The 8110-nt window shown below is 69.0% G+C and carries 5 protein-coding genes; 3 read left to right on the top strand and 2 right to left on the bottom strand.

Translation table 11 applies throughout. The features are described from left to right. Window positions 1-140: 140 nt before the first annotated feature. Window positions 141-3710: a transcription-repair coupling factor gene (gene mfd, locus ACFV6H_RS05215; RefSeq protein WP_385538757.1), complete on the bottom strand. Its 3570-nt coding sequence runs from the start codon at window positions 3708-3710 to the stop codon at window positions 141-143. Between the two features lie 216 nt (window positions 3711-3926). Further along, entirely contained in the window at window positions 3927-4487 is a 561-nt protein-coding gene (locus ACFV6H_RS05210; RefSeq protein ID WP_385538755.1) for an RICIN domain-containing protein, read from the bottom strand. 266 nt (window positions 4488-4753) lie between these two features. Here ACFV6H_RS05210 and ACFV6H_RS05205 point away from each other — a divergent pair, with 266 nt between their 5' ends. The 3 genes from ACFV6H_RS05205 (at window position 4754) to ACFV6H_RS05195 (ending at window position 8075) form a co-directional block, all read left to right on the top strand. Then, complete coding sequence (locus tag ACFV6H_RS05205; RefSeq protein ID WP_384977353.1) at window positions 4754-5023, top strand: hypothetical protein; 270 nt, start codon at window positions 4754-4756, stop codon at window positions 5021-5023. A 7-nt stretch (window positions 5024-5030) separates the two neighbouring features. Continuing rightward, window positions 5031-5639, top strand: a complete 609-nt coding sequence (locus ACFV6H_RS05200) for a DUF6879 family protein (RefSeq protein ID WP_385538753.1) — start codon at window positions 5031-5033, stop codon at window positions 5637-5639. Window positions 5640-5822: 183 nt separating this feature from the next. Further along, window positions 5823-8075 carry an ATP-binding protein gene (locus tag ACFV6H_RS05195; protein ID WP_385538751.1) on the top strand — a complete coding sequence of 751 codons (2253 nt, stop codon included), beginning with the start codon at window positions 5823-5825 and terminating at the stop codon, window positions 8073-8075. The last annotated feature ends 35 nt before the right edge of the window (window positions 8076-8110 follow it).

The following is an 8110-nucleotide window of genomic DNA, read 5'->3' as shown; positions in this document are numbered from 1 at the left end:
GGCGCTCTCGTCTTACGGTTGCGTACCTCTTGCACGGGGCTGTCTCTGGTTTGCGCTCGGTCCCGGGCCCCCCGGGGGGGGGTTGCCCGCCCGCCCCCCCCCCACGCCCGTACCGGAAGGTGTCCCGTACCGGACGGTGCCTACGAGCCCAGGATCGTCGCCAAGAACTCGCCCGTCCACGCCAGCAGTTCCCGGCCCACCACCGGCTTTCCGCCGATCTTGCCCGTCGTCGGGCGCGGGACCAGGATCTGGTGGACGGCCGGTTTGATGACCGTACGAGGATGGAGCCGCTTGAGGCGGAGCTCCTGCGACTCCCTCAGCTCCACCGGCGCGAAGCGGATGTTCTGGCCCTGGAGCACGATCTCGCCCACGCCGCACGCCCGCGCGAGCATCCGCAGGCCCGCCACCAGCAGCAGATTCTCCACCGGCTCCGGGAGCTTGCCGTAGCGGTCGGTCAGCTCCTCGCGGACCGCCGTAATGTCCGCCTCGGTGTTGGCGGAGGCGATCGCGCGGTACGCCTGGAGCCGCAGCCGCTCGCCCGGCGCGTAGTCGTGCGGGACATGCGCGTCCACCGGGAGCTCGATCTTGACCTCCAGCGGCGGCTCCTCCTCCACCGAGCCGTCGACCGACGCCCGGTAGTCCGCGACCGCCTCGCCCACCATCCGTACGTACAGGTCGAAGCCGACGCCCGCGATATGCCCGGACTGCTCGCCGCCGAGCAGATTGCCCGCGCCGCGGATCTCCAGGTCCTTCATGGCGACATACATGCCCGCGCCCATCTCCGTGTGCTGGGCGATCGTCGCGAGCCGCTCGTGCGCGGTCTCGGTCAGCGGCTTCTCCGGCGGATACAGGAAGTACGAGTATCCGCGCTCCCGCCCTCGCCCGACCCGGCCGCGGAGCTGATGGAGCTGCGAGAGACCGAAGTTGTCACCGCGCTCCACGATCAGGGTGTTGGCGTTGGAGATGTCGATTCCGGACTCCACGATCGTCGTGGAGACCAGGACGTCGAACCTCTTCTCCCAGAAGTCCACCACCACCTGCTCCAGCGCGTTCTCGCCCATCTGTCCGTGCGCCGTCGCGATCCGCGCCTCGGGCACGATCTCGCGCAGCCGGGCCGCGGCCCGGTCGATCGACTCCACCCGGTTGTGGATGTAGAAGACCTGGCCCTCGCGCAGCAGCTCGCGCCGTACGGCCGCGCCGATCTGCTTCTCCTCGTACGGTCCGACGAACGTCAGCACCGGATGCCGCTCCTCCGGCGGTGTCGTGATGGTCGACATCTCGCGGATACCGGTGACGGCCATCTCCAACGTACGGGGAATGGGCGTCGCGGACATGGTCAGCACATCCACATTGGCGCGGAGCTTCTTGAGCTGCTCCTTGTGCTCCACGCCGAAGCGCTGCTCCTCGTCCACGATGACCAGGCCCAGATCCTTGAACTTGGTCTCGGCCGAGAACAGCCGGTGCGTACCGATGACGACATCGACCGCGCCCTCGCGCAGCCCTTGGAGCGTGGCCTTCGCCTCCGCGTCCGACTGGAAGCGGGACAGGGCCTTCACGGAGACCGGAAACTGCGCGTACCGCTCGGAGAACGTACCGAAGTGCTGCTGCACCAGCAGTGTCGTCGGCACCAGGACCGCGACCTGCTTACCGTCCTGGACCGCCTTGAAGGCCGCCCGTACGGCGATCTCCGTCTTGCCGTAGCCGACATCGCCGCAGATCAGCCGGTCCATCGGGACCGTCTTCTCCATGTCCTCCTTGACCTCGGCGATGGTGGAGAGCTGGTCGGGCGTCTCCACGTAAGGGAAGGCGTCCTCCAGCTCCCGCTGCCAGGGTGTGTCCGGGCCGAAGGCATGGCCGGGAGCGGCCATGCGCGCCGAGTAGAGCTTGATCAGATCGGCGGCGATCTCCTTGACGGCCTTCTTGGCGCGCTGCTTGGTCTTCGTCCAGTCCGCGCCGCCGAGGCGGTGCAGCGTCGGGGCCTCGCCGCCGACGTACTTGGTGACCTGTTCGAGCTGGTCGGTGGGGATGTAGAGACGGTCGCCGGGCTGGCCGCGCTTGGCCGGCGCGTACTCGACCAGCAGATACTCACGCGTCGCGCCCTGCACCGTGCGCTGCACCATCTCCACATAGCGGCCCACGCCGTGCTGCTCGTGCACGATGTAGTCGCCCGCCTCCAGCGTGAGCGGATCGATGGTCTTGCGGCGCTTGGCCGGCATCCGGGCGCCGTCCTTGCCGGCCGCCTTCTGGCCGGAGAGATCGGTCTCGGTGAGCACGGCCAGCTTGAGGTCAGGATCGACGAATCCGTAGTCGATCGAGCCGGTGGCGACATGGACGACGGCCGGAGTGATCTCGGCCAGACCACGTACGCCGCGCGCCCCCGGGGTGTCGAGCCGGGCCGGGATGTCGAGCCGGGCCGGGATGCCCTCGCCGCTCAGCACCTCGACCGTACGGGAGGCCGTGCCATGGCCCTCCGTGACGAAGACGGTGCGCCAGCCGTCGGCGAGCCAGCCCTTGGTGTCGGCGAGCGCGCGGGCGGTGTCACCGCGGTACGACTCGGGCGCGTGCATCCCGAGCGTGATGGACTCCTCGGTGAGGTCCTCGTCAACGGCGAACGGGGACACCGACCACCACATCATGCCCAGCTCGCGCGCCCGCTCCCGGACGTCCGCGATGCCCCAGAGCGAGGCCGCGCCGACATCGATCGGGGCCTCGCCGCCGCCCGCGGTGGCGGCCCAGGACGCCTGGAGGAACTCCTGGCTGGTCGCCACCAGGTCCGCGGCCCTCGTCCTGACCCGCTCGGGATCGCAGACCAGGGCCATCGCGCCGGCCGGCAGCACGTCGAGCAGCAGCTCCATGTCGTCCACGAGGACGGGAGCGAGGGACTCCATGCCCTCGACCGCGATCCCTTCCGCGATCTTGCCGAGCAGCTCGCCCAGCTCGGGATGCTCCTCGGCGAGCGCGGCGGCCCGCTCCCGTACCTGCGGAGTGAGCAGCAGCTCACGACAGGGCGGCGCCCACAGTCCGTGCTCGGCGACCTCCAGGGAGCGCTGGTCGGCGACCTTGAAGTAGCGGATCTCCTCGACGTCGTCGCCCCAGAACTCCACCCGCAGGGGATGCTCCTCGGTGGGCGGGAAGACATCCAGGATGCCGCCGCGCACCGCGAACTCGCCGCGCTTCTCGACCAGCTCGACCCGGGCGTACGCGGCTGCCGCCAGCGCCTCCGTCACCGCGTTCAGATCGGCGCTCTGCCCTGAGCGCAGCGCCACCGGCTCCAGATCGCCGAGCCCTTTGACCTGCGGCTGGAGCACCGACCGTACGGGCGAGACCACCACGCTGACCGGGCCGGCCGTCGGATCGTCCTTCGCGGGATGCGCAAGCCGGCGCAGCACGGCGAGCCGGCGGCCGACGGTGTCGGAGCGCGGGGAGAGCCGCTCGTGCGGCAGGGTCTCCCAGGACGGGTACTCCACAACGGTGTCCGGGTCCAGCAGGGACCGCAGGGCCGCCGCGAGATCCTCGGCCTCCCGCCCGGTGGCGGTCACGGCCAGCACGGGCCGCCCGGCCTCGCGCGCCAGCGCGGCCACGGCGAAGGGCCGCGCGGCGGGCGGTCCGACCAGGTCGACATGCCTACGGTGACCGGCGGTGGCGGCCTTCACCGCTTCGGCGAGCGCCGGATCACGGACAACGGCGTCGAGCAGACCGTGCAGGCTCATGAAGGGGTTCCATCCAGGCGGTGGGCAACGCGAAGGACCCGACACGTCGCACGGGCCGGGGGTTCTCCAGCGTACGACGCGCGACGGACACCGGGGGACGGGGCGGCCGGGCGGGGACGGACGGGACCGCCTGGCTGCGGCCGGGACCACGCGCAGGGCCGGGACCACGCGCAGGCGGGGGCGCCCCAGGTGGGACGCCCCCGCGCGCACGGCCGCTCAGGCCAGGCGGGTCTCCCACGAGAGGAGCCATACGTCATTGGCGGCACCGGCGTCGGTGCACCGGTACTGGATGAGCTGGTTGCCCTGGCCCACGCCGCCCTTGACGTTCAGACACTTGCCACTGGACCGGGCCACGAGCTGGTAGCCCCGGCCCTTGGGGACCAGCCGCCACTGCTCATTGGCGGCGGTGCCGCATGTGTACTGGATGACCGGCGTGCCGTCGGCCGAGCCGCCGCCCTTGACGTTGACGCACTTGCCGCTGGTGAGCGACCTGAAGCGGTAGTAGCCGCCACCCGTGCTCTCCGGCTCCCAGCGCTCATTGGCCGCGCGGGACAGAGGCCACTGGATGATGTCGGCCCCGTTCTCCGAGGAGTTCCCCCGTACGTTCGCGACCTGCCCCGGGTCACTCGCCAGCCGCAGCGTGATCTGCTCGACCGTAACGGCGCGCGGCGAGCCCGACTCCTCCGCACCACCGGCAACCGCCGGACTCAACGAGCCCACCACCACAGCAACACACCCGGCCGCCGCGACGGCCGCCATCCCCACGTTCCTGCGCATGCCCTTGACCATGACGCATCCTCCTGCACTCTCGGTTCACTACCGTTCGTAGCGAATCCAGAGCGGAGTGTAATGGACAGATTTGCCCCCAAACCTGGCCCTGAGACTGGCACTTACGTCCGAGCACCCACGCCCGCGCCGGGACGCCGAAGCGCCGGCCGTGAAGGACGATGGCGCGAACCCGCCCACATGCGACGTTGCTTTGCGTAATCAGTCCCCGTAAAATCTGTGACACTCATACGCCGGGCTCCTCACCGGAGGCAGCAATGAACCGTCCCTGGGAAGCAGATCCTTCCGCGTTATTCGAACGGCGCCTCGGCAGGACGGCGCAGGAACTCGGAAATTCGCAGGACGAGGAAGACTGCCCGGACATCTGGCAGCTCGACAATGGCGATGTCGTGGTCATAGGCCGAGATCTCACGGCAGTCTATTCGGCGAGGTTGCCTGCCGGAGTCTCTCTGGCGGCGGATGAACGCCTTGTGGTAATCCCCGGCAACATGCTCAGTGCGGCGAAAGTGGATATTCCGGATGCTTGATCTGAATGTGCCGACGATCGACCCTGAGTTGGGTGTGCGGCTCGTCAGCAAGGACTACAAGCGCGACTTCAGGGAACGTCAGGCAGTCATCCACGACGGCGCCTCGTGGAAACTGGAGCGTCGGCAGTACTTCGAGGAACAGAACAGCCCCAGCCGGGACGCGCTCACTCGTGGTGACTGGCAGGAAGTGCTACGCCTCTTCGCCGAGACCCGGGACGCCATCATGGCCAAGGCACGGGAGTACGACCGTCGCCGGTACACCTTTCACCGTGTACGCATTGTGGAGCAGCCTGTCACGCCTTATGTGCAGTGGGAACTGTATTCGCTGGTACAACAGGACGAGCTAGGCGGAAACCGCGTACGGATCGTCACCGCGGAACAAGTGGCGGACGCCGAGAAGGCGCAGCAGCTTCCTGAAATCGTGGTCCTCGGCAGCCAGACCCTGTACAACGTCATCTACTCCGACAATGGACAGCCCATGGGGGCGATCCGTTTCACCGACCAGCAGCAGGTCCGTTCCTGGGAGCACTACATTCAATCGCTCTACAAGGTGGGTGAGGACATCGCCTCGTACTTCGCACGCGAAATCGCCCCTCTGCCCGCGCCCGTCCCGTAGCCGGAGTGAATCATCGACGAGCACAGCGATCCGTCGAACAGTGCATCAGACGTGCCCAGCAGATCCCGCAACGACCTGTCGGGGGCGTCCCATGACGTCGTCCAGGCCGGGAGCGTCACCGGCGGGGTCCACTTCCATCGGCATGGAACGCCCGGAGGGGCCCCGACCAGGCGCGAAGGCCCCGTGCCACGGCAGTTGCCGGGCGACAATTCTCGTTTCATCAACCGCACCACCGAACTGGACCGGCTGAACGCTGTCCTGCCCGCCGAGGACGGCGACCCCGTCACCACCCCGGTCTGCGTCGTCGCGGGCACCGCCGGTGCGGGCAAGACCTCGCTCGTACTGCACTGGGCCCATCAGGTCCGTGACCGCTTCCCAGACGGGCAGTTGTACGTCAACCTGCGCGGCTACGACCCGGGTCAGCCATTGAGCGCGCAAGAGGCCCTGCGCGGATTCCTGTCGGCTCTCGGTGCGCACGCCGACTCAGTACCGCAGGATCCCGAAGCGGCCAGCGCGTACTACCGCTCCTTGCTGGCCGACCGCACCATGCTGATCATCCTGGACAACGCGGCCAGCGTCGCCCAGGTCCGTCCACTGCTGCCCGGCAGCACGCGCTGCCTGACGGTGGTCACGAGCCGCAGCAGGCTGTCAGGGCTCGCGGTACGGGACGGAGCGCGCCGACTGACACTCGGCACACTGCCCGAGCCGGAAGCCGTGGCTCTCCTTCGCGCAGTGACCGCTGACTATCGGGCCGACGACGATCTCCTTGAGTTCACCGAACTCGCCAGGCTGTGCGCCGCACTGCCGCTGGCCCTGCGCATCGCCGGGGAACGCGCCGCGAGCAGCCCACATCTGCGTCTGGCCGATCTGATCGCCGAGCTGCGCGACGAATCCGTCCTCTGGGACGCGCTCAGCATCGGGGATGCCGAAGAGGCCGAGGCCGTCCGTACCGTATTCGCGTGGTCCTATCGCGCCCTGCCCGAACCAGGCGCGACGCTCTTCCGGCGGCTCGGTCTGCATCCCGGGCCGGAGTTCGGCCTGCGCGCCGCCGCCGCGCTGGCCGCGCTGCCCGTCGTCAAGACGCGGCAGTTGCTCGACTCCCTCGTGGGTGCGCATCTTCTGGAGCAGACGGGACCCGACCGCTACCAGTTCCATGACCTGCTCCGCGCGTACGCCGCCGAACTCGCGCAGCAGGAAGGGCCTTCGGACGAAGCACAGGCCGCTCTTCACCGTGTGCTGAGCTGGTATCTGTGCACCGCCGAGGCAGCACGAGGCAAGCTCGCACCCGCCGTGGAACGAACGCCTCTCCCCGAGCCGCCCGACGAGGCCGCGCCACCAGTGGATTTCGCGGACTACGACACGGCGATGGACTGGGCGGAGCGCGAACACACCAACCTGCTGCGGACAGTGACCGCCGCTGCCGGTGAACACGACGTACTGGCATGGAAGTTGGCGCTGGTCCTCTGGTACGTGCAGCCGCCGGCCGCGTCCATGACCGACTGGCTGGCCGTAGGCGCCACGGGACTGGCCGCTGCCCGCCGGGTGAACGACTCTGCCGCCGAGGCCCACCTGCTCACCTGCCTGGGTCTGGCACACCACCGGATCAATCAATGGGACGAGAGCCTGGACTGCCACCGGCAGGCACTGTCGATCCGCCGCGCCAACAGCGACCGCTGGGGCGAAGCGGATTCGCTGAACCTGATCGGTCTCATCGAGCTGCGCCGCCGTCAACTGGATGCCGCCGCATCTCATTTCGAGCAGGCAGCGGCGCTCTGGCAGGCGGCGGGCTCCGAGCGCTGGGCGGCCTCCGCCCTGTCGAACCTGGCCACGACGCACTACAACGCCGGGCGCCTGCCGGAGGCTTCTGCCTATGTCCATGAAGCTCTGACCGCTCACCGCGCAATCGGGAATCCAGGTGGCGAAGGCAACGCACTGCGCATACTGAGCTGTTTGCAGCGCGAACAGGGCGAGTTGGAGCCGGCCCTTCGTTCAGCCGAACAGGCCCTGGACATCGCCCTCGCCCTGCGTGACCAGATCTACGAAGGCTATTGGCTCCTCGCTCTCGGCGACGCCCAGCGTGAACTTGGCCGCCTCGCGGACGCGCTCGCCTCGTACCAGCGCTCCGCCGATCTGCACCGGCGCCTCGGCAACCGCAGTCGCGAAGCGATGTCCTGGCTGGGTGCGGGCGAAACGTACCGCGCACTCGGCAGACCGGAGGAAGCGGCCCACTTCCACCGACGGACCGCCGCCGCCCACCACGACCTCGCCGACGCCTGGAACGAAGCACTGGCCCTGGAGGCGCTGGCGGCAGCCCTGACCGACACGGACCCTGCCGCAGCGCACCGGCACAGGTCCCAGGCGCTGCAACTGATCGCCCCGTACGAGGACCCACGGGCAACGGCTGTACGCGAACGCCTCAACCGGCAGGACGCGTAGCCCCGAAAGCGCCGGCGCTCCGCCGAGCGCGAGTC

The organism is Streptomyces sp. NPDC059743 (genome assembly GCF_042732975.1).
Classification (GTDB): domain Bacteria; phylum Actinomycetota; class Actinomycetes; order Streptomycetales; family Streptomycetaceae; genus Streptomyces.
Note: the sequence above shows the minus strand (reverse complement) of the source record. Positions and strands in the feature narration are given on the sequence as shown.